Here is a 790-nt window from a genome sequence, read left to right as displayed (position 1 = left end):
TCATCAATGAAGATGGCGACGGCGGTGTCGAAAACGTCAAAGTCATGTGGAACGACTGGACTAGGGACACCGGGTACGGCACTCACACCGATCAAGCTCAAGCCTTCGCTTGGCTGTCAGCCTTGGCTACCCGCTACGCGCCCCAAAAGGTCGATGCTGTCCTAAACGCTTTTGCCAGCAACAGCGATGTCTCGATTGAGGGACCAGCCCACATTCTTCGCTATACCTACTGGAAAGGTCCCGCCATCGACGAGCGGCTGGTCACGATCACGGCGAAGTAGGTCACAGGTCAACTTGGTCAACTATCATTAACACGACCTACGAGACGGCTGATTTCAGGCTTGCTGGTTGTTGCCACCGCTCAATTTACCGCAATGATGTGATCCACAGTTCTGGACCCTGACCATGCCCGATACCAGATCCCCACGACTGGCCGTCCTGATTGATGCCGACAACGCGTCGGCCCGGATCGCTGATGGCCTTTTCGAGGAGATCGCGAAGATCGGCGAGGCCAGCGTCCGGCGCATCTATGGCGATTTCTCCAGCTCGCGGTCGAAGGCTTGGGCCGACGTGCTGGCCAAGCATGCCATCATCCCCCAGCAACAGTTCGCCTACACGACGGGCAAGAACGCCTCTGACATCACCTTGGTTATCGACGCCATGGATTTGCTGCACAGTGGCCGGTTCGATGGCTTCTGTCTGGTGTCATCGGACAGCGACTTTACCCGACTTGCTGCCCGTATTCGGGAACAGGGCATCGATGTGTTCGGGTTCGGTGAGCAGAAGACCC

General features: G+C 57.3%; 2 protein-coding genes. Both read left to right on the top strand.

Annotation, left to right across the window (positions count from 1 at the left end):
- Nucleotides 1–281 (top strand): hypothetical protein (locus JP75_RS26720; RefSeq protein ID WP_035087895.1); only part of this gene is annotated, 281 nt, incomplete at its 5' end.
- A 124-nt stretch (nt 282–405) separates the two neighbouring features.
- The coding region (locus tag JP75_RS24700) for an NYN domain-containing protein (protein WP_035087892.1) at nt 406–790 on the top strand (385 nt) is incomplete at its 3' end.

It is taken from the genome of Devosia riboflavina, assembly GCF_000743575.1.
GTDB lineage: Bacteria > Pseudomonadota > Alphaproteobacteria > Rhizobiales > Devosiaceae > Devosia > Devosia riboflavina.
The sequence above is the reverse complement of the archived record's forward strand: the minus strand, read 5'-3'. Positions and strand labels throughout refer to the sequence as shown.